General features: G+C 39.8%; 21 protein-coding genes, 2 tRNA genes and 1 pseudogene. 7 read left to right on the top strand and 17 right to left on the bottom strand.

Annotated features, from left to right (window positions below; translation table 11 throughout):
- The first annotated feature begins 12 nt into the window (after positions 1–12).
- Positions 13–402: a nuclear transport factor 2 family protein gene (locus B7699_RS03945; RefSeq protein ID WP_084927208.1), complete on the top strand. Its 390-nt coding sequence runs from the start codon at positions 13–15 to the stop codon at positions 400–402.
- 168 nt (positions 403–570) lie between these two features.
- Here B7699_RS03945 and pepF read toward each other — a convergent pair.
- The 9 genes and pseudogenes from pepF to B7699_RS03990 form a co-directional block, all read right to left on the bottom strand.
- Positions 571–2,367: pseudogene (gene pepF, locus B7699_RS03950) on the bottom strand (oligoendopeptidase F).
- 10 nt (positions 2,368–2,377) lie between these two features.
- The gene (locus B7699_RS03955; RefSeq protein ID WP_084927209.1) at positions 2,378–3,121 is read right to left on the bottom strand and encodes a 16S rRNA (uracil(1498)-N(3))-methyltransferase; all 744 of its coding nucleotides are present in this window, start codon (positions 3,119–3,121) and stop codon (positions 2,378–2,380) included.
- A 1-nt stretch (position 3,122) separates the two neighbouring features.
- On the bottom strand, positions 3,123–4,073 hold the full coding sequence (gene prmA / locus B7699_RS03960; protein ID WP_084927210.1) for a 50S ribosomal protein L11 methyltransferase: 951 nt from the start codon (positions 4,071–4,073) through the stop codon (positions 3,123–3,125).
- Positions 4,074–4,084: 11 nt separating this feature from the next.
- Positions 4,085–5,104 (bottom strand): AbiH family protein, encoded by a 1,020-nt coding sequence (locus B7699_RS03965; RefSeq protein WP_084927211.1) that lies wholly within the window; start codon positions 5,102–5,104, stop codon positions 4,085–4,087.
- A 50-nt stretch (positions 5,105–5,154) separates the two neighbouring features.
- On the bottom strand, positions 5,155–7,398 hold the full coding sequence (locus B7699_RS03970) for a S8 family peptidase (protein ID WP_084927212.1): 2,244 nt from the start codon (positions 7,396–7,398) through the stop codon (positions 5,155–5,157).
- Position 7,399: 1 nt separating this feature from the next.
- The gene (locus B7699_RS03975) at positions 7,400–8,434 is read right to left on the bottom strand and encodes an ATP-binding protein (RefSeq protein WP_084927213.1); all 1,035 of its coding nucleotides are present in this window, start codon (positions 8,432–8,434) and stop codon (positions 7,400–7,402) included.
- A gap of 107 nt (positions 8,435–8,541) precedes the next feature.
- Positions 8,542–8,655, bottom strand: a complete 114-nt coding sequence (locus B7699_RS09835) for an NUDIX hydrolase (protein ID WP_314725885.1) — start codon at positions 8,653–8,655, stop codon at positions 8,542–8,544.
- A 46-nt stretch (positions 8,656–8,701) separates the two neighbouring features.
- Positions 8,702–9,769 (bottom strand): M50 family metallopeptidase, encoded by a 1,068-nt coding sequence (locus B7699_RS03985; protein ID WP_084927214.1) that lies wholly within the window; start codon positions 9,767–9,769, stop codon positions 8,702–8,704.
- Positions 9,770–9,787: 18 nt separating this feature from the next.
- Positions 9,788–10,258: a DUF3013 family protein gene (locus B7699_RS03990; RefSeq protein WP_084927215.1), complete on the bottom strand. Its 471-nt coding sequence runs from the start codon at positions 10,256–10,258 to the stop codon at positions 9,788–9,790.
- Between the two features lie 115 nt (positions 10,259–10,373).
- On the opposite strand from B7699_RS03990, the gene B7699_RS03995 reads away from it, so the two are divergent.
- The 4 genes from B7699_RS03995 to B7699_RS04010 all read left to right on the top strand — a co-directional run bounded on the left by B7699_RS03995 (position 10,374) and on the right by B7699_RS04010 (position 12,984).
- A complete protein-coding gene (locus B7699_RS03995) occupies positions 10,374–11,645 on the top strand; it encodes a replication-associated recombination protein A (RefSeq protein ID WP_084927216.1) in 1,272 nt (423 codons plus the stop codon).
- A 264-nt stretch (positions 11,646–11,909) separates the two neighbouring features.
- Positions 11,910–11,982 (top strand) — tRNA-Lys (locus tag B7699_RS04000).
- A 351-nt stretch (positions 11,983–12,333) separates the two neighbouring features.
- Entirely contained in the window at positions 12,334–12,849 is a 516-nt protein-coding gene (locus B7699_RS04005; RefSeq protein WP_000672744.1) for a DUF308 domain-containing protein, read from the top strand.
- Between the two features lie 62 nt (positions 12,850–12,911).
- Positions 12,912–12,984 (top strand) — tRNA-Lys (locus B7699_RS04010).
- Between the two features lie 140 nt (positions 12,985–13,124).
- Here B7699_RS04010 and B7699_RS04015 read toward each other — a convergent pair.
- Both B7699_RS04015 and B7699_RS04020 read right to left on the bottom strand, forming a co-directional pair.
- On the bottom strand, positions 13,125–14,213 hold the full coding sequence (locus B7699_RS04015; protein WP_084927217.1) for an AI-2E family transporter: 1,089 nt from the start codon (positions 14,211–14,213) through the stop codon (positions 13,125–13,127).
- A gap of 9 nt (positions 14,214–14,222) precedes the next feature.
- Positions 14,223–15,512, bottom strand: a complete 1,290-nt coding sequence (locus B7699_RS04020; protein ID WP_084927218.1) for a hypothetical protein — start codon at positions 15,510–15,512, stop codon at positions 14,223–14,225.
- An 803-nt stretch (positions 15,513–16,315) separates the two neighbouring features.
- Here B7699_RS04020 and B7699_RS04030 point away from each other — a divergent pair.
- Positions 16,316–17,461 (top strand): low temperature requirement protein A, encoded by a 1,146-nt coding sequence (locus B7699_RS04030; RefSeq protein ID WP_084927219.1) that lies wholly within the window; start codon positions 16,316–16,318, stop codon positions 17,459–17,461.
- 433 nt (positions 17,462–17,894) lie between these two features.
- On the opposite strand, the gene B7699_RS04035 is transcribed toward B7699_RS04030, so the two are convergent.
- Positions 17,895–18,350, bottom strand: coding sequence for a GNAT family N-acetyltransferase (locus B7699_RS04035; RefSeq protein WP_084927220.1), 456 nt, complete (start codon positions 18,348–18,350; stop codon positions 17,895–17,897).
- A gap of 69 nt (positions 18,351–18,419) precedes the next feature.
- Between B7699_RS04035 and B7699_RS04040 the strand changes: the two genes are divergently transcribed.
- Positions 18,420–19,079, top strand: a complete 660-nt coding sequence (locus B7699_RS04040; protein ID WP_024057881.1) for a prepilin peptidase — start codon at positions 18,420–18,422, stop codon at positions 19,077–19,079.
- On the opposite strand, the gene trpA is transcribed toward B7699_RS04040, so the two are convergent.
- Genes trpA through trpD form a run of 5 tightly spaced genes read right to left on the bottom strand, consistent with a single transcriptional unit; the run spans position 19,051 to position 23,375 of the window.
- The gene (trpA, locus tag B7699_RS04045) at positions 19,051–19,827 is read right to left on the bottom strand and encodes a tryptophan synthase subunit alpha (protein ID WP_049516379.1); all 777 of its coding nucleotides are present in this window, start codon (positions 19,825–19,827) and stop codon (positions 19,051–19,053) included. The two genes, B7699_RS04040 and trpA, sit on opposite strands and share 29 nt — an antisense overlap.
- A complete protein-coding gene (gene trpB / locus B7699_RS04050) occupies positions 19,820–21,043 on the bottom strand; it encodes a tryptophan synthase subunit beta (RefSeq protein ID WP_004256047.1) in 1,224 nt (407 codons plus the stop codon). The genes trpA and trpB overlap by 8 nt, the downstream gene beginning before the upstream one ends.
- Positions 21,021–21,620, bottom strand: coding sequence for a phosphoribosylanthranilate isomerase (locus B7699_RS04055; protein ID WP_192852000.1), 600 nt, complete (start codon positions 21,618–21,620; stop codon positions 21,021–21,023). The genes trpB and B7699_RS04055 overlap by 23 nt, the downstream gene beginning before the upstream one ends.
- The gene (gene trpC / locus B7699_RS04060) at positions 21,607–22,374 is read right to left on the bottom strand and encodes an indole-3-glycerol phosphate synthase TrpC (RefSeq protein ID WP_084927222.1); all 768 of its coding nucleotides are present in this window, start codon (positions 22,372–22,374) and stop codon (positions 21,607–21,609) included. The genes B7699_RS04055 and trpC overlap by 14 nt, the downstream gene beginning before the upstream one ends.
- Positions 22,371–23,375 (bottom strand): anthranilate phosphoribosyltransferase, encoded by a 1,005-nt coding sequence (gene trpD, locus B7699_RS04065; protein ID WP_084927223.1) that lies wholly within the window; start codon positions 23,373–23,375, stop codon positions 22,371–22,373. The genes trpC and trpD overlap by 4 nt, the downstream gene beginning before the upstream one ends.
- Position 23,376: the final 1 nt, after the last annotated feature.

Raw genomic sequence — 23,376 nt, forward strand, 5'->3', positions numbered from 1 at the left:
TGGAGAATAGATATGTCAACAAACTTAGAAATTTTCAACGCTTATAACCAAGCTTTAATTGCTGGTGACTTTCCTGGTGTCTTTGAAACGATGGCAGACGATATTATCTGGCATCAACCTGGTACTCATAGTATATCTGGTACAGTTGTTGGTAAGGACAAGCTAGGAGCTCACCTTGCTACATTTGCTGAGAAAACTAATGGAACCTTTAAGGTGGTAACAAATTGGGTTTCTGACAATAAGGATTTAATCGCAGCTAATGTTACTTTTCTTGGAACACGTGCTGATGGTACTGAACTCAATATGAACGGGATTGACCTCTTCCGTATTGAAGACGGAAAAATCAAAGAAGTTTGGCTCTTCTCTTCAGATCAAGCTGAAGAAGATAGCTTTTGGGGATAATTAAAGAGGACAGAACAAAAAATTTTGATTTTAGGAATTCTTTATTATAAATTTTTAAAATCGATAGATTAGAAAAAAAGCGAACAAGACAGAATTCTGAGTATCAGATAACTCGTTTTGTTCGCTTTTTTTATTTAAGGTTAGACTTTTGTCCCAGACTCTTTTAATTTACTCTCCCAACTGGGCGCTGTAGGAGATAATCTGGTCAACTGTATCTGATAAGAACTGGATGGTATCACGGAGTGGTTTATCTGTTGAAATATCAGCACCGATAATCATGGCTGACTCAAGTGGTGTCTTGCTACCACCTGATTTAAGGAGATTGAGCCAGTCTTCAGCTCCAGTTTCTGAATGTTTCAGATGAAGGTAACCTGCAGTCGAAATGACTAGTCCTGCTGAGTAAGTGTAACTATACAAGCCCATATAGTAGTGAGCTTAGCGCATCCAAGTCAGAGCTGCATCATCATCAATCTCAATGGCATCTCCCCAGAAATCCGTCAAGACTTCCTTCATAATGCTGTTGAGTTTGCTTGCTCCGAAAGTTTCTCCTTCTTCAATCAATGTGTAAACCTTACGCTGGAAGGCTGCTTCCAAAAGGTGAGTGATAAAGTTATGGAAATAGGTGTCTGTCAAGCGGTGAGCAAGGGCAAAGCGTTTTTGACGTGGGTCGTCAGATTGGTTCTCCAAGTAATCACTGAGTAGCAATTCATTGAAAGTTGACGGTGCTTCAACATAGTAGGTCGACATGTGGGCGTTGAAGTAGCTCTGGTGATTATCTGAAAAGATGAATTGACCAGAATGCCCGATTTCATGAATCAAGGTATAAACATCGCTCAAACGACCAGTCCAGCTCATGAGAACATAAGGATGCACACGATATGGGTCCGCCGCATAACCGCCAGAATCCTTGCCACTGTTAGCAGCAAAGTCCACCCAGCGCTCTTCTTGATAACGAGCAACTTCCTGACAATATTCTTGTCCCAAAGGTTCTACGGACTTCATGACCAAATCATAGGCGTCGTCAATAGTCACTTGAGGATTAAGGGCGCTGTCCAAGTCCAATTTCCAGTCTGCAAAGGTCATCTTTTCAAGACCATTAACCTTGGCAACATGCTTGAGGTATCTCTGAGCAACCGGCGCAAAATCCTTCATGATGAGGTCAATCTGGCGGTCAAACATAGCACGGTCCACTTCCTGCTCAGCTAGAAGATAATCAAAAACTGAATCGTAGCCCTTCATATCTGCCAAGAGTTTTTCAGACTTGACTTGGGCTAGATAGGCTGCTGCAGCCGTATTTTGGTACTTACGAAGACCTTCTGAGAAGGAACGGAAGGATTTTTCACGAACCTCAGCATCCTCATGATTTTGGTAGAAATTCTCATAGGTTACAAAGCTGTTTTTGTAGGTCTTGCCATGGGCTTCAAAGTCAGCCATTTCAAAGTCCCCAGCACGCATTTTAGTGTAAATGTCCTGCGGACTGTAGAAAACTTCACCAAGATTGGTCAAGGCCTTCTCCACATCAGCTCCTAGATAGTGGGCTTTTTTGATTTTGGCCTGACGAATGGCCGCCGTCAAATGAGGTAATTCACCCAAACGATCCAAGACTTCCTCGTCTGCTGCCACTAGGGCATCGTCAAAGAAGGTAAGTGCTACGCTGGCATCTGTTTCAAATTCCATGCCAGCTTGGGCAATATTGGCAAATTCTTCATTGCTATAGTCTGTCGTCTGAGGCATAAAACCGTAGTTGCCAATATGGCTCATCTGAATGTAGATTTGTTCCAATTCCGCAAAGGCCTTCTCAAAATCCTCAAAAGTATGAAGATTGCCCTTGTAGTCACGGCTAAATTGGTTAATGTCTTCGCGAGCCTTCTCGATTGCACGCAAGAAATCCTCACGGTCTTGGTATAGGGCTGTTAAATCCCAAAGTTCCTTTTCTGGAAATTCTGAACGGTGTTTTTGTTCCATTTTCTTCCTCTTATTTCTCTAATTCTAATAAAACACTAAGGGCTGATAAGGCGTAAAGTGGTGCTGTTTCTGCTCGCAAAATGCGAGGACCAAGTCCTGCTAAGACTGATCCCTTAGCTTCGAAACTCTCAATTTCTGCAGGTGACAGGCCACCTTCTGGACCAAAGATAAAGAGCAATCTAGCTCCTTTCTCGAGTCCAGAAACTGCTTGCAAGAGCGCAGCGGCTTCTCCTTCTTTGGCCGACTCTTCATAGGCCACCACGATAGAGTCAAACTGGTCCAGTTGGGCTAGAAAGTCTGCTTTCTTCTCAAAAAGCTGAATACTTGGTACAATATTACGCTTGCTTTGTTCTGCTGCTCCAAGGGCAATTTTTTCTAGTTTTTCAACCTTTTTACCCAATTTCTTGCCATCCCACTTAGCAACGGACCAATCGGCAGGGAAGGCCCAGATTTGACTGGCACCCAGTTCGGTTACTTTTTGAGTGATAAACTCCAGCTTGTCTCCCTTGGGAAAGCCAGATGCGATGGTCACTTGGATTGGTAATTCCACGTTGTCAGCTAACTCTTCAACCAACTCAAACTGACGAGCTTCCACATCCAGCACACGCGCCAAGCGCTTAATTCCATCATCAAAGACCAAAGTAACCTCATCATCTTCTTTCAAGCGCATAACCTGAAACATATGCTTGCTGGTTTCCTTGTCCTCGATAGTGACAGGAGAGATAGCACTGCCTTTGACAAAATACTGCTGCATGCTAGCCTCCAATCACACCGGAAATATCCTTGGTTTTCTTAAAGACACAGGCATTCCATTCCCCTTGAACCATGTGGGTTTCAAGGAAAAATCCAGCTGACTCAGCCGACTCGCGCACCATGTCCCACTTGTCCTTAATAATTCCACTCATGATGAGGTAGCCTTCATCCTTGACCAAGCGATAAGCATCATCCGTCAGATGAACGAGGATATCCGCCAAGATATTAGCTACAATCACATCTGCCTCAATCTCAACTCCCTTAAGCAAGTCTCCTGCTGCTACATGGATGTTTTCCATACCAGGGTTGAGTTCAATATTTTCCTGAGCAACACGAACTGCCACATCATCCAGGTCGTAGGCAAAGATTTCCTTGGCACCAAGTAGCGAGCTGGCAATAGAGAGAACGCCTGAACCAGTCCCCACATCTAGCACTGTTTCCCCACCACGAAGAACCTGCTCCAAGGCAAAAAGGCTCATCTTGGTAGTTGGGTGGGTTCCTGTCCCGAAGGCCATACCAGGATCCAGCTTGATAATCTTTTCCCCAGCAGTCGCCTCATAGTCCGTCCAAGAGGGAACGATGGTCAAATCATGAGTAATACGAGCTGGTTCATAGTATTTCTTCCAGTTGTCTGCCCAGTCTTCCTCAGCCAAGGCAGTCGTACCCATTTTTACCTCTCCCAAATCCATAAAATCAGTTAGTTCCGCGAGACGGGCCTTCAAGTCTGCCTCAACCGTTGCTACATCAACCGTTTCCGGATAGTAGGCTGTCACTACGATTTCTTCTTGCTGCTCAACCTCTGGGAAAATCTCGCCGAAACGGTCAACATTTCCCACATAGTCCATGCTGTCTTCAATCGCAACGCCTTGCGCTCCCAGCTCGATCAAGAGATTGGAAACCAATTCCTCCCCTTCACGCTTAACTGTAACTTTTAACTCTTGCCATGTTTCCATTTTGTACTTTCTTACCTTTCCATCAGGTTAAAAATAGTCTTTCCAATAACAATAATAAGATTATCTCTTAATTTCTTCTCTAACTCTAAATCAATTCCACTATTTTGTATGAATTTGTCTTCTACATTTCTATATAAGCGTTTTACCCTAGTGGGATTTCCTGCATCAAAATGAGGTACATAATGGTAAATTATGACGGGAACAGAACTTCTGATTGATTGTTCAGCAATCTGATTCCAGATATACCCATCAGTCTCTCCCAAAGAAACCCCATAAAGAATTATGATGTCAGAATTTTTTATAATATCGCTATTTTTAACATCCATATTTTCTCTATAGTTCCTCAAAACTAAATTTTTTATTAAGGATTCTTTTTGTTCTTCATCAAAACTATTTGAAATCTGTGTCTCGTCACTAACTCCTAAAACTGTGCAAATATCTACCGTTCCATGTGCATGAATTGGAGGCGCAATGTGAAATTTATAATTATTAGTTCGTAATTGATTGCTAAATGATCTTGCTGACTCATTATATAATTTATCGATTACATTTGTGTAATTAAGAGTTAATATATTCACGATATCGTGTTGATATAGATTTTCATTATATTTTTTATCAATAGCGGGTTGATTGATTACAGGGAGAGATTTCTTCATATCATTTAGAGTACTTACAAAATCAATTCTATTGCCTTTCTCAAGATTTTTTTCTTGTTGTATACGTAGATATTCTCTTAAATCGTCAACTATTTCACTAAAATCGTCTATAAATTTCTCCTTCATTTCTACACTTGAGGAAATGAGGTCGTAATCTTTTGTTAATTTACCAATTGACAATTCAAAATCTGACCAATTTTCATAATCATTTACTTTATCAGAAAATAGAGACTCATAAATGAGATTTGAATATTCTTCCTCGTTCTCTTTCCTACTTATGTAAGCCCTATTTTGAAATTCATAGAAATCTTTATATCTTGTTTTCAAACCATATTGCAAATCTAAGCCATTTCCAACAACATATGTAATATTCATATCTTAGCCCTCTTGTCCCCCTGATATCTCGGATAATGATACTATATCCACTATTCAAATTCAATTTCTTCATTTAAGCTATTATACAGTTCAACTTGTGCTTCTACCTGCAATCTATTAACTAGCCAACCGCGTAATTCGGCTTGTTGAATAAAATCTTCGATTCTATTAACACCATTCAACTCCTTTAGAGTAACAACTACTCCAAAACGAATACCATAACCATCACCATTTTTTAACCGTTCAATTGTTTTTACACTCATTCCCCATTGAGGATTAGAAGGATTCAGAATCGGCTTAGCTTTTTTACGAGAAGAAAATTTTTCTCCTAAATGTTTGACATTATCCCATTTCCTAAAAACATTTCGTGCCGACTTTTCTCTCACATATCCTGGTGCATTTTCAGAATATTGATTGTCGTTATTAATTGTTTTAATGCCTTTCTTATCTAAAACTCCCAAACTAAGTTGCATTTCCGTATTAGTATAGTCAACTCCTTGATTTCTAGAACACTTTGGAAAATAACACATAGTGGCCTTTGCTACATATGGATAGTTTTCTTTAGAAATTGGAACTGGGAAATCATAATTATAAGTTTCATATGCTCTAGAAACATCTGAAACTATAAATTTAATTTCATCATCAGGTGTAGACAAAATATCTTCTATTTTGATTGGCACAACCCCATATCCAAGTAAAGAAATGTCTGCGAATGTTTTTTTATCATTCCATGGTATCGCTGAATCAATTAATAAAGCCTTTGCTTCTTCACGACTTAATCCCATAATATGAATGAGGTAAGCCATTTTTCTAGCAATAAATGGAGCCGCAAAACTGGTCCCAGCTACTCGAGCCAGCCCTAGTGGTTCACAAACATTTATGAAGTCTCCGTTCCCCCCGCCATAGTATGAAACATCAGGTTTGATAAAGAAAGACAGGACAACTCCTTCGCGTGAATAAGAAACGACTTGATTGCTAAAATCAACAGAATTTACAATAATTGAATTGAGTGAATCTGCTGGTGCTCCAATCTTTTTTCGTTGTCCATCAGGGGCAATCCCATTAGTGCCTGCAATAATAAAAATTACATCGTTATCAAATTGAATCTCGTCTAACAACGAACCCTCTACAGAAATAAAGTTTTCCCTAATTTCATCATTTGATCCAAGCGAAAGATTCCAAACCTTAATATCAGGATTTTGAGACACAATTTCTCTAATCTGTTTGATAATTGTGAAGGAGTTGAAACCACTCTGTAAAGATATCCCAAAATGTCTGACTCTAAATCTTCCACATCCGTCATCTAGTTTTGGATTCAAACTAGCTCCATCCACTATTACCGAGGAAACTGCTGTACCGTGCTTATAGTCTTGACTTCCTTTACTAATATCTGGTGAAATTAAATCATGATACTCTACCCACTCATTGAAATAAACTCTATCATCAAACAACGTATCGATGACACCAATAATAGGTTCATTAGTTGGAAAAGGGAGATTATCATAAAAAGTGTTTCCATCATTATAAAAATTCTCTGGTGACAGGCTAGAAAAATTTTCTACTATCATTGATACTAGATAAGGTGCTTTTAGCAGTAGTAACTCAATATTTTTTTCGTCAAGTAAAACAGTTGTCTGGTCCATGATGTTAGCTTCTGAAACATCAATATCAAGTTGTTTAAGTAATGTTAAGAGATTAGTTTTTACATCGTAGATTGTTACAATAGAATTACGTATAGTAGACATATCTGCCTGTTCAATACCAAATCCTTTGACAAAGCAAGAGTCTCTTAAGTATTTTTTGAATTTTGATTTCGACAGACCATACTTAGAATAATCAATTTGATTAAATTTTGAAGAGTCGGAGAACACCATACTCGTCATGGGAGCACTAGTAAAATAATCTTTGAATATTGTTATAACTTTTTTAGTATGCTCAATTGTCTTATCTAACACTTCCTTTGAAATGTAGTGTGTAATAATATGCTTACTCTTATCATTACTAAATTTTGCACCTACAATCGTTTCATTTGGAATTGCATTTCCGCCACCCACATTAAAAAAACCATCGATACGATTGCTCTTAGCTAGGACACGATTATAATACACACTGACAAGTACTCCATCAATGATTGTGTTATTAGACCAATATTCTTTTACTCGTTCAAGGGATGTGTAAAGTTCATTTAAATGGTTTAGCGTAACAATAGAATCTGCGGGAATCGTTATCGGTCCTCCCCCCTTTGCTGACTTTGGTGTAAAACTTTTACCTCGTAATGTCAATAATGTATTCATTTTAATCCTCGCTTAACTCTCGTGATACACTACTCTTAGAAACACCTGTCAAAATCTCAATTTCTCTAACAGTAAAACCTAGATTCGATAATTTAGAAATAGATAAATTTCTACCATTATGCAAACTTCTTAGCAGGCGTTTTTGGTAATCATGCGGATCTGATGGATCACTAAATGCCAATGACGTTCTTATTGCGTTTCTCAAATCACCAGGATTCGGTATTACATTGGCACTATTGATAATTTTTTTAAATAATTTTAAATCTCTAGCTACATTCTTAAATTGCTTTAATAACTCATTTAAAATAATAGTAGCTACTTCTACTTTATCTTCATCAGTATAACGGTCAAAGTCAATTATGGCATCGAATCTTCTCGTAACTGCTTTATCAAGATTTTCAAAAAGATTTGTTGTTGCAATTAATACAATTTCTGGTGACAGCCTATCCAACTCCTTTAAAAAGGCAGAAGTCACTCGTCCCATTTCTCTTAAATCATTCTGATTAACCCTATCCAACACTATGGAATCAATTTCATCAAATAGGATGATATAATTTTGCTTGAAAGGAAGATTATTGATTTCGTAAAAAAGAGTTGCTAAGTTTTTGACTGTTTGCCCTAGCTTACTATCTACTAAGTGACTGAAATCTACTACAAGTAATTCCTTGCCAATAAGTCTAGCCACCTGCTTTACACTTTCAGTTTTTCCAGTACCTGGAGATCCCACAAATAAAAATTTATTTATTCCAATATGATGATTGACAGCGTTTATTATTCCTTTTAAATCATTCATAATTGAAAGAGGCAATGGGAGAGGACCGATATCTAGTTTAGCAGGAGTCAAATACTCACTAGGATTTTCTATTTGTGGCATGAATCTATCACTATGAGACATTAATCCCATAATATATTGTGCTAATTGAGTATCACCATGTTTATTGAAGTTCCGAGCAATTGCTATGGATTGATTTCTAAATTCTGTCTCTCTGCCCTCATAATGATACTTTATTAAATCAAGAACATCCGATTTTTTCATGATTCATTCCTCCTTACACAAATAATACTATATTCTTGGGACAAAATCAATTATTTTGGGACAAAATAAAAAGAATAGCCTTGGAAGGATATTCTTGTAATGCAAAACTATATCAGATTTTCCCTGACACTCTTTCCTCCACCGAGCAGTTCCCACATGTTGGGACAAGGGATATCGTCCTTGTCATCACGTAAGATAGTCAAGACCTTATCCCCACAAATCTAGGCAATCTTGCAACCTTGGAAATCAGTAAGTTCTATTTCCATATTAGACTCCTTCGGTTAATTCCTTTTCCAGCTCGGCTAACCAGTTTTGATAATAGCTTTTCTCATCTCGTAACATCCGGCTACTATTCATTTTCTGTCTAGCAATCTTCATAGCCTTGCGAGTTTGAACTACATCTTTCTTTACCTTGAATTGATACCAAGCTTGAATGACCTGCATATCTGCTGTTTTTATAGATAAAAAGGATTTGACCCCTCGAATACTTGCATATTCTTCCGCTTTCTTATTATTTCCTTCCATCAGAGCAACTTGAAGAAGGTATATTTGAGAAATAGTTTTAGACATTGGATTATCTGTTTTCTCTAGCACAGACTGAAACTGTTGCTTTGCAAGCTCTATATTATCATCCAATATGAATACCAATCCCTGAAGAGTCTGAACACTTTCTGCAAGGCTCCCACTTGCATCCTCAGGAACAGGCATGGTAAAGTCTTTCAAATCATATTCTTGAGGAGCCAGCAAAGTTTGAGCAGAATGCCTCAACACCAAGTAAGCGTATTTGGTATTTTCAGGGTGTTGTAACAATTCCCAGATTTTCGCTCCATCGGTAATGTCGACTGGCAAAGCGTTGTTTAGGAAGAAAGACAAATTAAGAAAAATCCAAGTACCAGCAAAATACCAGCTTTTTGTCAAAAATCCAAACAATATCGCCAATAAAATCAAACCAAGATGAACCATCAAGCCTCCTGCAAGCATCAGGATGATTCTTTGATCACTTTCATCTTCTTTTAATCCAATATACTGAGCACCAACATTTTTCAGAACGGCTGTTCGACTCAGATGAAACTTGCCTGACTTTTTGGTCAAAAGAAAGTTTCCTAATCCAAAAGCCACCAGGCGATAGCCTGTCAGGTAACCACAAAAAGCATGACCCAGCTCATGAAGAATAAAGATTAAATACATGCTTAAAAGAGCGAAGGAATAACCAAAAGTGAATGCTAAAACTGCGGAATACCCCAACTCTGCAAATGCGATAGTGCCACAAGCAAAAGCTAGCATAATAAAGGCAAAAGCTAGCACATAAACCAAATACATCCCAAATTTTTTCATACCATCTTCTCCAAACTCCTAGTATCTCGGATAAGGATAAAATTCTCCCTCTTCCAATCCAACTTTTCCCTCTTCAAAGACTTCTTGGTTCCATTCCATGACAAATTCCTCTGCTTCTGGGTCTTCCAAAAAGTCCATAAGGGCATCTAGCCCAACCTCGGCAGTATCTTTAAGGAATAGTGCAAAATAGTTTAAAAATTCGCGAGAGAAACCTTTCTTTGGTAAGTAAGGAATAACCGTCAAATAGTCTTCCTCATTGACGGTTGACTTAGCAGGATTGTAAAAGAGTACCGCTTCCTCAAATAGGATATCGTCCGACGAAACCTCTCCGTCTTCATCCACCATCTCCACACCTGCAGCATTTTGCACTTCCAATAGAAAACTCACTTCAACCGCGTGGTTGCGCTTGTCCCAACTAATCTCAAAGTCAAAGGGAAAGTTCTTCTCCAACTCTTCCTCTAAAACATCTAAAAATCCATATGTTGCCATTTTGTCCTCTTTCTATGCGACTCTTAAATCGCCCCGATTGCTCGGAAATATGCTAAAATAGATACTACCATCTTACCACATATACATCAGAAAATCCACGCTAGAAAGGACTGCTATGCCAGACAATCTCGCGCTTCGCATGCGCCCTAAAACTATCGACCAGGTCATTGGTCAGGAACATCTGGTCGGGCCTGGAAAAATTATCCGCCGCATGGTGGAAGCCAACCGCCTGTCCTCCATGATTCTTTATGGACCTCCGGGAATCGGCAAGACCAGTATTGCCTCTGCCATCGCAGGGACGACCAAGTATGCCTTTCGAACTTTCAATGCGACAGTAGATAGTAAAAAAAGACTCCAAGAAATAGCTGAAGAGGCTAAATTCTCAGGTGGTCTTGTACTGCTACTAGACGAGATTCATCGTCTTGACAAGACTAAACAAGACTTCCTCTTGCCTCTCTTGGAAAGCGGACTGGTCATCATGATTGGGGCGACGACTGAAAATCCCTTCTTTTCTGTCACTCCAGCCATTCGTAGCCGTGTTCAGATTTTTGAGTTGGAACCCTTGTCTAACCAAGATGTCAAAGGAGCCATTCAAATAGCCCTGACTGTCCCTGAACGAGGTTTTGATTTCCCTGTTGAGTTAGATAATGATGCCCTTGATTTTATCGCAACATCTACCAACGGAGACCTCCGTTCTGCCTTTAACTCACTTGATTTGGCAGTTCTCTCCACCCCAGAAAATGATGACGGCATCCGTCATATCACGCTTGACATCATGGAAAATAGTCTTCAGAGAAGCTACATCACTATGGACAAGGATGGAGATGGACATTACGATGTTCTATCTGCCCTTCAAAAGTCTATTCGCGGTTCAGATGTCGATGCCAGTCTCCACTATGCTGCCCGCTTGATTGAGGCTGGGGATCTGCCTAGTCTCGCTCGTCGTTTGACTGTTATCGCTTATGAAGATATCGGTTTGGCCAATCCTGAAGCCCAGATTCACACCGTGACTGCTCTGGATGCTGCACAAAGGATTGGTTTCCCAGAAGCCCGCATTCTCATTGCCAATGTCGTCATTGATTTGGCCCTTTCTCCAAAATCCAACTCAGCCTATGTAGCTATGGATAAGGCACTTGCTGACCTCAAAACATCAGGGCACTTGCCTATTCCGCGACACCTGCGTGATGGGCACTACAGTGGAAGCAAGGAACTGGGGAATGCCCAAGACTATCTCTATCCACACAACTATCCTGGAAATTGGGTCAAGCAAGACTATCTACCAGAAAAAATTCGTAATCATCACTATTTCCAAGCAGAAGATACTGGTAAATATGAACGGGCTTTGGCTCAAAGAAAGGAAGCTATCGACCGTTTGCGAAAAATCTGAAATCCTTTTCAAAAAATTGCATTTTCCTCTTGATTTTTTTTGAAAAAGTGGTATCATATAAACATAGAAACGCTGTGGTGTACGACTTCACACTTAAGTGTTGACCGACTATTTTTTGTATTATTAGGGAAACAAAAGTCTTCTAACAGCATGTAGGCCGTCTCACACGGAAACAGCTTCAGTTAGAGCGAGTTGCCCACCTGCTTAATTGCGCGGGTTCAATACAAACCGTGAAGTTTCGGCACCAATACAGCTTTTTTCTTTGCCTCCTTAGCTCAGCTGGCAGAGCAGCGGACTCTTAATCCGTGGGTCACAGGTTCGATCCCTGTAGGGGGCATCTAAATCAACAGGAAAAAGCCTTGAGTTCCAAGGCTTTTTTGCTTGTCTATAACTAATTTGCCTCATCATTTGCCCCACTTTTAAATCTATCTTTTCTTTTTGAATCAAATTACATCTTAACAAATAGTGTAAAGCCAGTTACTTTTGCTTTGATGCCATACAATATTTTCATGTAGAGAAGACAAATTTTATCTTCTCTTTTTATTTTCAAAATAATAAAAACTGATTTTCTTTTCATAAATCAGACTGAAACTTCCAAATTTTCCATTTTGTTTATTGATATTTCCTCTAAAAAGGTGTATAATATTTTTATTATCAAACTATACTATACTATATAGGGGGTATTGAAATGAAATTTTCTAATCGTTTATCGCTATTCCTTGCAGGAGTTGTTTTTGTCCTTTTAGGACTTTTCCTATTTACAAACCCAGTAGCTAATCTTGTTGCTTACAGCTGGTGGATTGCATTTGGTTTACTGGTTTCTTCTATAGCAGCTATTTTAGGCTATTTCTCTGTACCAAAAGAGCTTCGCTCACCAGCTCATCTTTTCCAAGGGATTGTTAATCTTCTCTTAGCTCTTTACCTCGTTGCCTATGGCTTTGTGACGCTGCCAGTTGTCATTCCAACTATTTTAGGAATTTGGTTAATTGTAGAAGCCATTATAGTTTTCTTTAAAGGCAATCGTCTGGGATTGATTTTCCCTATTATTGGCAACCATATCATGTGGATAGCGTTGCTTGCATTTTTACTAGGTCTAGTGATTTTGTTCAATCCAGTAGCTACAAGTGTCTTTGTCGTTTATGTCGTTGCCTTTGCATTTTTAATTGTTGGTTTCACCTATATCCTTGATGCCTTTCGTAAATAATCTAGCTGCCATTTTGGGCATATTAAAATAGCTGGGAAGTTACATTCTCAGCTTTTTCTGTTGCCTCCTTAGCTCAGTTGGTAGAGCAGTAGACTCTTAAGCTATGGGGCGCAGGTTCGAGCCCTGCAGGGGGCACATCTAAATCAACAGAAATAAGCCTTGAAACCAAGGCTTTTTTTAACGTCTAATAGCTTTTTGTAGAAAAGTATTTAAAAATAAAAGAGAAGAGAATCTCTCACTCTCTTCTCAGTATATCTTATTAAATTTAGTTTTTCTTAATCTAGCTGATTTTCCTTTGCAACGACAAATTCCTTAACCAATCGATAGATAACAGCAAATATCGGTGTAAAGAATATCATCCCAAGTAAGCCAAAGAGATTGCCTCCAATACTAGCAGCCGCAAGCGTGAAAATAGCTGGCAAACCAATAGATTGACCTACAACTCTAGGATAAATAAGGTTTCCTTCAATCAGCTGTATAACTTGATATAGAAGAAGAGAAAGTAAGGCTTGAGTAGGACTCACTGTGAAGATAAAAATCGCTCCCACAACACAAGCAATCATAGGCCCTACATAAGGAATGAACGATAGCACTCCTGCAAATATACCTGTCATTACCCCATAAGGTAGTCCAAACAGGCTGTAGACAACCGCTATCATAACTCCTATGATGACTGCTTCAATCAGCTGACTCATCAAAAATTGGTCATAAGTCTCTAGTGCTACTTGTCCAATGTAAGTTAACTTTGTCACCACTTTCTCTGGAAATATAACTTTTAGAAGTCTACTCGTCATCGCTGCCAGATGTTCCTTACTGGATAAAAATAAAAAGGTAAAGACTATAATCAAAAAGGCATTCATCAAACTTGAAAAAATATTGCCGATATTACTAGTCAGACCTGATAAAAAACCTATCAAAGCTTGGCTAATAGAACTAGATTGTCCCTGTATGCCTGATACGATAGTTGACAACATGTCTTTGGTTACAAATTCCGAGCTGTCTAGCAATTTCCCAAGTTGAGTAAGGACTGTTGAAAGGACTGTTCCCAGCTGACTAATAGTCTGGGCTAGGGTTGGCAGCACCAAAACCAAAAGAGCAATCACGATTAAGATAAGAGCTAGGAAAACAAGTACCATGGCAATCGGACGACGCAACTCTGCCTTTACCTTCAATTTAACTAAGTACTGTTCAATTTTTTTCATAGGAACATTAAGCACAAAAGCAATAACAGCACCATAAATCAAGGTTGATATTACATCAAAGAGAGAGATTGCTCCTGATATAAAGCTCGATGCATTCAGAATTACAAGAGCAACCAGCCCTATAAAAAGTATTAACGGGGTGTATTTTTTTACTAAGTTCATAAATTCTCCTTAATAAACATGTTTAGATACGACTATACTATTTGGTTTTTCAAACTCTCGATTAAGGTAGGCTTGGTAAGTTCCTGGAGCGATAAATCCTTTGGGTGAGAGGATATCGGTGCCAGCCTGACCGACTATGGTATCAGCCAAGAGCACACAGTTTGTAGATAAGACAAAGTAGGATTTAAACTTAGATTTGATAAATTTATAAAGTTCCCCATCTGTCTCATGTCTGATTTTATAAGCGTAGGTGTAGTCTTCCTTACCATCACCTGTCATGATTTTATCTGCACTTGGCTCCCATGGAATCGTCAGTTGTTTCAATTCAGCCAACTTTTTCTGAACTGCTTTTTCCATTTCAGGCGTCAAATCTATCCCATAACCAAAAAGCGTTTTTTGACTCTCACGTTTACATAGGTCAATGTACTTGTCACGATCACAGAAATATAAGACACCATCTCCTACCATGCCAAATAAGGTCTCAGAAGACGGATCATAGTTGCCATAAGAAATAACACGGCCTTGATAGCAGATATCCACATGACCAATTGCCGAAAACAGAGAGGTCTCAGCTGTATGAACAAAAATTTCAAGCTCCGCTGTCTTACCAGACTTCACCATTCCAAGATGGATATCCTCTCTCTCATCAGCATTTTCCTGCATGAATTTGTTGATTTTTGCTAAAGTTCTTGCAGGGATGAGAGCGGCTAGGACAATAGGTAAGCTCATTCTTACACGACGTTTGAGATGGTTTTTCCCAATTTCCTCCTCAAACAAGAAACCATCACGGATATTGGACAGACCATAAAGGAAAAAATAAGCCCCTAATACAAAGAGTTGAAAGACAGAATTTCCTGTAGAGGACAAAAGACTAGTCCCACCAAGAAAAACTAGTACGAGTCCATCTAGTAAGAGACGAAAACGAGGTCGAATTTTGTTTTTGCGGTAGAGAACATAGGTGACAAGGTTAATACTAGCATGAAAAATCTGATAAACTCCAATCACAAGAGCCAAAATATAAATCGGCACATCCGTCGCAAGATTGGAGCCAAGCAAATATCCCAGCACTAACAATTTAACCAGTGCAACTCCCAAGGTGTCCGTTGACTGACTTTTTTTGAAAATACGTAATACTAAATCTAAGACCGTTGCTATCCAAGCTAAAAACAGAACCAGTCGAATAACCTTTACTGGCAACCAAGTCCCCGTGACCATCAAGATGAGACCTAGCAGAACAAACAAGAACCCCTGAGCAAGTAATTTCTTACCTGTCAGACCTAAAGATAGAATTTTCGCCATATAAAAACCTTTCAACAATAAAAATTAAACACTCCGATTAAACTGACTAGTAAATAGCCAACACTACAAACAGCCTGTGCCAGCAACATATGGTGACTAGAAATGACTGTAGTAATGTCACCATCTTGTCTTATGCACTTCTAAAATTTGTTATATTGATTAGAAACCAGAGCTTATAAAAACTAGCTAAACTCGAGAGATAGACACAATTGCGACGAAAAAATGTATAACCAATTCAACTTGTTAAGGTAAGAAAGCATTATTTCCAATCTATTAATTATTCATCTATTACCTATTATGACACAATATTCCCTATAGTTCAACTTTTTACTTGTTTTTATATTACACGGACTAAAAAGTTTTCAACAGTTGATTGCATTTGTTTTAATAAGTTTTAACCTTTCTTGGTTAGATAAAAAAAGAACCATACAGTTTAGAATCTGTATGGTTTTTGCCCCACTTTTGTCCCATTTTTAAATCATGACATTGAAAATACCTAAAATCACTTATATTTCAATATTTTTAATTGCTCTCAATATGAAAGTCCTTTCCAAATCCCTGTAGGGGGCATCTAAATACAACAGGAAAAAGCCTTGATTTACTAGGCTTTTTTGTGTAGTCTTAGCACTAAAAACGATAGAAAAAGCGGCCCTTCTGTACTGACCCCAAAAGTTGGACAGAAAAAACCTAACTTTTGTGGCGCAGTTCATTAGCGCCACATAAAGTTATTTAAGCATCTCCTTTTCTCTCATTACCATTTTCTGTTATAATAAATTGTACTTCTAAAATAGAAAGGTCTTAAGATGACAACTCTTATTAAACATAAACGTGTAGAATTTTCAGAACTTTTTTATGACTTAGTTTTTGTTTTTGCAATTTCAAAAGTAACTACTTTAATCGACCATCTTCATAACGGTATTTTGACTTGGAATTCTTTCCTTGATTTTTTCATTGCTATTTTGGTTCTCATCGATTCCTGGATGATTCAAACCGATTATACCAATCGCTATGGAAAGAACTCTTTATTTAACATGGTAATCATGTTTATCAAAATGGGACTTTTACTCTTTATAGCCAATATGATTGGACCTGATTGGCAACAATATTTTCATTATCTCTGTTGGGCTATTGGTACATTAACCCTTACCTTATTTTTTCAATATTTGGTTGAATTTTTTAGAAAATCAACCGATGATGTTGAACGGGAAAGTATCAAAGGTTTTCTATGGATAACAGGTCTAGGAAGTTTAGGAGTCTATCTAGCAGCTCTTCTTCCTATTTACGTTAGAGTCTATATCTTCTTTGCTAGTATTCTGTTTATCTTTATTATGCCAAGTATCTTGCTTAATAAAGATAAGCATTACCAGGTAAATCTCCCCCATTTAATCGAGCGCATCTCCCTTCTTGTCATTATTACGTTTGGAGAGATGATTACGAATCTAGCTAACTTCTTTACAATCGAGAATTTCTCGATTTATTCGGTTCTTTATCTCATTATTATGATTTCTCTGTTCTTGTTTTATTTTGGTCAATTCGACCATGCTATTGATGAAAAATCTAATCAAAAGGGACTATTTCTAATTTACAGTCACTATCCTATTTTCATTGGACTTATGATGATGACTGTATCGATGAGTTTTCTTCAGAATCCTGAAGCTAATCGTCTCTTTGCAACCAGCTTCTCTTATATCGGATTTGGCCTCTTTCAAGCTGCTGTCCTAGTAAATGGGCCCTATAACAAACACTATCTTCGCTATTCGAAAAGTTACTACTGTGTCCAAGCGACACTCTATCTGGCTGCCTTTATTCTCTCTTTAATCTTTGCTTCTAATCCTATAATAGTAGTGAGTATAACAACCATTTTAGCTCTAGCTATAGCCATTCATTTTATTTATTTTTATATGACACAGAATAAAAAATATTCCAAATCTAACTGGGAGTTATTTTAATGAGTTTATAACATTAAAAAGCTTTGGGAACCAAGGCTTTTTTTCATTAATTTGTTTTTCCATTTTATCCTCCGATTTGAACTCGCACTGACATTTATTTATAACAAAACTATATATCTAGAATAGCATAATCATTAGGTATTATAGGTTTTCAAACCAAATACGAGTCATTCGTTTTTGCCCCACTTTTGCCCCATTTTTAAATCCTGACATTGAAAACACCTAAAAGTATTTCCCTAAAATCAGCTATATTTCAACATTTTTGTTTATTTTCAATATGAAAAGTTCTTACAAATCCATGTAGGGGGCATCTAAATACAACAGGAAAAGCCTTGGAATCAAGGCTTTTTTGTATATCTCTTCTACTTTTGGTCAACAATGGATAAGTTAAGCAATATTTTTGTTCGCTTTCTTTATATTTGTAATTAAACGCCTATCTCCCCTTTTTCATGATGTATTTTCGTACAGGTGCTTCAACCATTTGAACGATTTCAAATCCTTCTTTTTGATAAAGGTGCTGGGCTGCTTGATTTGCTTCGAGGACATTTAAAGAAATACTACCTATGTCTCCATTTTCAAAGACCAAACTAACAAATTTCCTTAAAGCCTGCCTACCTAAGCCTTGTCCCTGTTTCTGGGGATTGATAAAAAAGCGTCCAATATGAAGATTGCTGTCTTCTTGCCTGATTTTCTGGATAACCCCCACAAACTCTTGTCCTTCAAAGATTGAAAAGATTCCTTCCAACTCTTGCAAGACTTGAAGGGTCAGTGGAAAAGGAATCTTTGGTCCCATCCATTGTTCCTGAAAATCTTTCCCCAGGGAGTTGGACCATTGGCATACGAGCTGAGCATTTTCTGTGCTCACATTTTCTTCAAAACGAATTATCATCTTTGCCTCACCATCTTATCTATGTTTCTCCATTATACTACTTCTCCCATTTTTTACGAATAGATAAGTATGATTGATTTTTATTTTTTTCTTGTCGGGAGCATTCTCGCTTCTTTTCTTGGTTTGGTCATTGACCGTTTTCCAGAGCAATCCATTATCCAACCTGCTAGTCACTGCGATTCCTGTCAGACTCGCTTGCGTCCCTTAGATTTGATTCCGATTCTCTCACAGGTCTTCAATCGCTTTCGCTGTCGCTACTGCAAGGCTACATATCCTGTCTGGTATGCCCTTTTTGAATTGGGCTTAGGACTCCTCTTTCTGGCTTGGTCTTGGGAATTGCTTTCCTTGGGGCAAGTCGTCCTAATCACCGCTGGTTTGACCTTGGGCATCTACGACTTTCGCCATCAGGAATATCCCTTACTAGTCTGGATGACTTTCCACCTAATCCTAATGGCCGGATCTGGCTGGAATCTGGTCATGGTCTTCTTCCTTGTCCTTGGAATTGTGGCTCATTTTATCAATATTCGCATGGGCGCAGGGGATTTCCTCTTTTTAGCTTCTTGCGCTCTCGTCTTTAGTGTAACGGAGTTACTGATCTTGATTCAGTCTGCTTCTGCGATGGGAATTCTAGCCTTTCTCCTACAAAAGAAAAAGGAAAGACTTCCTTTTGTGCCTTTCCTCTTACTTGCTACTTGTGTGATTATTTTTGGTAAGCTACTGCTTGTCTGATAAAGTCCTGAATCGGCTCTCCTTGGTGGAGAGCTTTTACGATTTTTGAACCGACGATAACGCCATCTGATACCGCATTGAAGCGTTCTACATCGGCTTGACTAGATACGCCAAAACCTGTCAAGACTGGGATATCGGCTACTTGATGCAGTTGTGCCAAGTGCTTGTCCAAGTCTGCACGGTAATTGCCTGATTTCCCTGTCACCCCATTGATGGCAACCGCATAGACGAATCCTTCTGCTCCTTCAATCAACTCTTTTTGACGCTCAAGTCCTGTTGTCAAACTAACTAGGGGAATCAAAGCGATGTCTGTATCTGCCAAATAAGGCTCCACAAAATTGGCATGCTCATGAGGAAGGTCTGGAATGATCAAGCCCTTAACCGCTGTATCTGCCAAATCTTTGACAAAGTTCTCCACACCGTACTGAAAGAGGGGGTTGAAGTAGGTCATGATGACAAGTGAAACCTCTGTTTCAATGGTTTTCAAGGTTTCAACCAAAGCCTGGGTAGAGGTCCCGTGGGCTAAACTGCGCAAGCCAGCTTCTTCGATAACAGGTCCATCTGCAACAGGGTCTGAAAAGGGAATACCAACTTCAATAGCCGAAACACCCAAATCTTCTAAAAAGTGAATTGTTTCTCCGAGTCCATCCAAACCTTTCTCATGGTCTCCAGCCATGATATAGGGAACGAAAATTCCTTTTCCAGCTGCTTTTATAGCGTTTAATTTTTCTGTTAGTGTCTTAGGCATAAGTTTCTCCCTTCTTTACTGCATCTGCTTCCAAGCGGTCTTTGACTTGAACCACATCCTTGTCCCCACGACCTGATAGACAGACAATCATAGACTTTTCTGGTCCAAGTTCTTTGGCCAATTTCACTGCAAAGGCGATCGCATGGCTAGATTCCAAGGCTGGGATAATCCCTTCCACACGAGACAAGAGTTGGAATCCTTCCAAGGCCTCTTCGTCTGTCACAGGAACATAGCTGGCACGTTTGATATCGTGGTAGTGAGAATGCTCTGGACCGATACCAGGATAGTCCAAACCTGCTGAGATCGAGAAGGCTTCAAGAATTTGACCATGGGCATCTTGGAGCACATCCATGAGGGAACCGTGAAGGACACCCGGACGACCCTTGGTCAAGGTAGCTGCGTGATGCTCTGTATCCACACCAAGTCCTGCTGCTTCAGCTCCATACATAGCTACTGATTCATCTTCTACAAATGGATGGAAGAGACCGATGGCATTAGAACCACCACCAACACAGGCTACTAAGGCATCTGGTAGATTTTTACCTGTCAAGTCACGGTACTGTTGTTTAGCTTCTCGACCAATAACACTTTGGAAGTCACGAACGATTTCTGGGAATGGATGAGGCCCCAAGGCAGAACCAAGGATATAATGGGTATCATCGATATTTGCTACCCATGAACGAAGGGCTGCATTGACCGCATCCTTGAGCACGCGCGAACCGTCTGTCACTGCCTCAACCTTGGCTCCCAAAAGCTCCATACGGAACACATTGAGGGCTTGGCGTTTGACATCTTCCTCACCCATGTAGATAGTACATTCCATGTTAAAGAGGGCTGCAGCAGTTGCAGTTGCCACACCGTGCTGACCAGCACCTGTTTCAGCGATAATTTTCTTTTTACCCATGCGTTTAGCCAGAAGAACTTGTCCCAAGGCATTGTTAATCTTGTGGGCCCCTGTATGGTTAAGGTCTTCCCGTTTGAGATAAATCTTGGCTCCGCCGATATGCTGAGTCAAGTTTTTTGCGTAGTAAAGAGGAGTTTCACGCCCCACATACTGGCGTAAGAGCTGGTTTAATTCCTCTTGGAAACTTGGGTCTGCCTGACTTTCACGATAAGCCTTTTCCAACTCCAAAACTGCTGTCATCAATGTTTCTGGGACAAAACGTCCGCCGAATTTTCCGTAAAATCCATCTTTATTTGGTTCTTGATATGCCATTCTTTACCCTCTCTATAAATCTTCTAATCTTTTCATGATCTTTTTGTCCGTCTGTCTCCACTCCGCTTGATACATCGACTGCATAGGGAGTAAAGTGTTGAATTGCTTTTACGACATTGTCTTCATTAAGCCCACCTGCGATAAAGAAAGGCTGAGTCAGTCCAATCGTATCCAGTTGAGCCCAGTCAAAGGTCTGGCCACTCCCAGCCACAGGGGCATCAAAGAGTAGATAGTCTGCCTGAGAATTGGGCACATGACCCTCTCTATTCACCTGCACAGCCTGAATACTGGCACAAGGTAAATTCTCAAACAAATCATCTGCCACCTGACCGTGAACTTGAACCAAGTCCAAGCCAACGTTGTCAATCGTTTCTAGCAGTTCTGCCCGACTTGGTGAAACAAACACACCAACCTTTTTGACATCTGCAGGAATAAGCTTTGCCAGCTCGGCAGCCTGATCCAAAGTCACCTGTCTTTTACTAGGTGCAAAGACAAAACCGATGTAGTCGACTCCTGCTGATACGGCTGTTTCCACCGCTTCTTTGGTCGATAATCCGCAAATTTTAACCTTTGTCAATCTGCAACTCCTTGATTCTCTGGGCCGCATCTTCTGCCTGCATAAGAGCTGTCCCAACTAAAATTCCATTAAAGTATGGTGCTACTCGTTCCGCATCCTGCCCTGTGAAAATAGCAGATTCAGAAATGTACAAGCAATCATCTTTGAAATGTTTAGCCAAATCTACACTGGTTTGCAAGTCAACTTCAAAGGTAGTCAAATTGCGGTTATTAACACCAATAATCTCCGCACCAAGTCTGTGAGCCACTTCTAGTTCAGCTAGATTGTGGGTCTCCACCAAGACTTCCAGACCAAGCTCTGTCGCATAGTCATAAAGTTCCTTGAGGCGTTCTTCGGACAAGGCTGCCACAATGAGCAAGATGACTGTCGCACCTGCATTGCGAGCTCGGATGATTTGTTTTTCATCGATAATAAAGTCCTTGTTAAGCGTTGGAATCTGTACCTGACTGGAAATCTCCCGTAGATAATCCAAATGTCCTTTAAAGAAAACTTCATCTGTCAGAACAGAAATCATCACTGCTCCGTTCGCTTCATAAGTCTGGGCCTGTTGCACAATATCCACATCGAGATTGATATCTCCCAGACTAGGGCTAGCTTTCTTGACTTCAGCGATTACCTGTAGACGGTCTTGGTGTTGTTTTAGATAGTCAGCCAAGCGATAGGTCTGGCGCAGGGGCTGGATTTCCTCCAGCTCCATCTGCTCAACCTCACGCGCCTTCTGCTCCAAAATTCGTGCTAAAAATTCCTGACTCATTTTTGGTACTCCTGCAACAATCTGAGTTTTTCAAGGGCCTTGCCACTAGCAATGACTTGACGGGCCAAGGCAACTCCTTCCTTGATGCTAGCTGCCTTACCATTAGCATAGAAACCAAGACCTGCATTCAGAACTGTCGTTTCCAAGAATGGACTTGGTTCGTTCTTGAGAACACTAAGCAAAATTTCTGCATTTTCCTGAGCATTGCCTCCACGGATATCTTCGATAGCGTAGCGCTCCATCCCTAGATCTTCTGGAGTAAAGCTTGATAAGGTGATTTCGCCATTTTCAAGAAGTGCAATCTTGGTTGTTCCATTCAAACCAGCTTCATCCAACCCTTCTGGTCCAGCAACTACGATGGCACGTTTACGGCCCATATTTTTCAAAACCTGAGCTGTACTTTCTAGTAGTTCTGGACGACTAATTCCAAGAAGCTGTGTTTCCAAAGCCATTGGGTGAATCAGGGGACCAGTCAAGTTCATAATCGTTGGAATTCCCAACTCCAAACGAGCTGGCATGATGTATTTCATAGCTGGGTGCATATTTTTAGCAAAGAGAAAGACGATGCCAGTTTTATCAAAGACCTTACCTAGTTCAGCTGGTTTGAGGTCTAGGTTGATGCCCAAGGCTTCGAGGACATCTGCAGAACCAGATTTAGAAGAAATCGAGCGGTTACCGTGTTTTGCCATATGAACACCGCCACCAGCCAAGACAAAGGCTGCAGTTGTGGAAATATTAAAACTGAAAGACTTGTCTCCACCTGTACCACAGTTGTCCATGGCATCATGAATTTCAGTTGGAATGTGTTGAGCATGTCCTCTCATGACTTGGGCAATGGCTGTGCGCTCTTCAGGTGTTTCCCCCTTCATCTTAAGAGCCAAGAGGAGAGAAGCAATCTGCGCCTCCGTTACACGCCCAGTTACGATACGCTCAATGACATCCGTCATTTCCACACCTGATAAATTTTCAAATTTTGCTAGTTTTTCAATAATCTCTTTCATC

The organism is Streptococcus mitis, from assembly GCF_002096835.1.
GTDB classification, from domain to species: domain Bacteria; phylum Bacillota; class Bacilli; order Lactobacillales; family Streptococcaceae; genus Streptococcus; species Streptococcus mitis_W.

Bases quoted from the DNA above. Each gene is read 5' to 3' on its own strand.
- B7699_RS03945 (WP_084927208.1), top strand. From the start codon at position 13: ATGTCAACAAACTTAGAAATTTTCAACGCTTATAACCAAGCTTTAATT.
- B7699_RS03955 (WP_084927209.1), bottom strand. From the start codon at position 3,121: ATGCAGCAGTATTTTGTCAAAGGCAGTGCTATCTCTCCTGTCACTATC.
- prmA (WP_084927210.1), bottom strand. From the start codon at position 4,073: ATGGAAACATGGCAAGAGTTAAAAGTTACAGTTAAGCGTGAAGGGGAG.
- B7699_RS03965 (WP_084927211.1), bottom strand. From the start codon at position 5,104: ATGAATATTACATATGTTGTTGGAAATGGCTTAGATTTGCAATATGGT.
- B7699_RS03970 (WP_084927212.1), bottom strand. From the start codon at position 7,398: ATGAATACATTATTGACATTACGAGGTAAAAGTTTTACACCAAAGTCA.
- B7699_RS03975 (WP_084927213.1), bottom strand. From the start codon at position 8,434: ATGAAAAAATCGGATGTTCTTGATTTAATAAAGTATCATTATGAGGGC.
- B7699_RS03985 (WP_084927214.1), bottom strand. From the start codon at position 9,769: ATGAAAAAATTTGGGATGTATTTGGTTTATGTGCTAGCTTTTGCCTTT.
- B7699_RS03990 (WP_084927215.1), bottom strand. From the start codon at position 10,258: ATGGCAACATATGGATTTTTAGATGTTTTAGAGGAAGAGTTGGAGAAG.
- B7699_RS03995 (WP_084927216.1), top strand. From the start codon at position 10,374: ATGCCAGACAATCTCGCGCTTCGCATGCGCCCTAAAACTATCGACCAG.
- B7699_RS04005 (WP_000672744.1), top strand. From the start codon at position 12,334: ATGAAATTTTCTAATCGTTTATCGCTATTCCTTGCAGGAGTTGTTTTT.
- B7699_RS04015 (WP_084927217.1), bottom strand. From the start codon at position 14,213: ATGAACTTAGTAAAAAAATACACCCCGTTAATACTTTTTATAGGGCTG.
- B7699_RS04020 (WP_084927218.1), bottom strand. From the start codon at position 15,512: ATGGCGAAAATTCTATCTTTAGGTCTGACAGGTAAGAAATTACTTGCT.
- B7699_RS04030 (WP_084927219.1), top strand. From the start codon at position 16,316: ATGACAACTCTTATTAAACATAAACGTGTAGAATTTTCAGAACTTTTT.
- B7699_RS04035 (WP_084927220.1), bottom strand. From the start codon at position 18,350: ATGATAATTCGTTTTGAAGAAAATGTGAGCACAGAAAATGCTCAGCTC.
- B7699_RS04040 (WP_024057881.1), top strand. From the start codon at position 18,420: ATGATTGATTTTTATTTTTTTCTTGTCGGGAGCATTCTCGCTTCTTTT.
- trpA (WP_049516379.1), bottom strand. From the start codon at position 19,827: ATGCCTAAGACACTAACAGAAAAATTAAACGCTATAAAAGCAGCTGGA.
- trpB (WP_004256047.1), bottom strand. From the start codon at position 21,043: ATGGCATATCAAGAACCAAATAAAGATGGATTTTACGGAAAATTCGGC.
- trpC (WP_084927222.1), bottom strand. From the start codon at position 22,374: ATGAGTCAGGAATTTTTAGCACGAATTTTGGAGCAGAAGGCGCGTGAG.
- trpD (WP_084927223.1), bottom strand. From the start codon at position 23,375: ATGAAAGAGATTATTGAAAAACTAGCAAAATTTGAAAATTTATCAGGT.